Source organism: Achromobacter sp. GbtcB20, assembly GCF_019091095.1.
Lineage (GTDB): Bacteria > Pseudomonadota > Gammaproteobacteria > Burkholderiales > Burkholderiaceae_B > Achromobacter > Achromobacter mucicolens.
Window position 1 is genome coordinate 1 of the sequence record NZ_JAGXJZ010000346.1, and the last position, 338, is coordinate 338.

Here is a 338-nt window from a genome sequence, read left to right on the forward strand (position 1 = left end):
CGCTGGCGTCCGGCCCGGGCGCTGCACCGAGACCGCCGCGAACAGGAAGGTGGCCAGCGACTCGATGGCCTCGACCGCCTTCCAGGCGCCGACGAAGTTCTTGCTCAGGCCGGCGTAACCGTCGGCTTCCGACTTCGACGGCATCAGCTGGCGCAGCTGGTCGCCGTCGGCGTACAGCGTGGACAGTTCGGTCATGCCGTCGGCGCCCTGCGGCAGCGACAGCACGCCTTCCATCACGGCGCGCAGCAGCGCACGGGTGCGGGCGTTGACCGCGATCGACACTTCACGCGGCACGTTCAGCGCATCGGCGTCGTGCGCATTGAACCCCGGCGCCAGCT

General features: G+C 70.4%; 1 protein-coding gene. It reads right to left on the reverse strand.

The features are described 5' to 3' along the window. Positions 1-338: hypothetical protein (locus tag KVT32_RS29270; RefSeq protein ID WP_217619337.1), on the reverse strand; the 338-nt coding region annotated here is incomplete at both ends.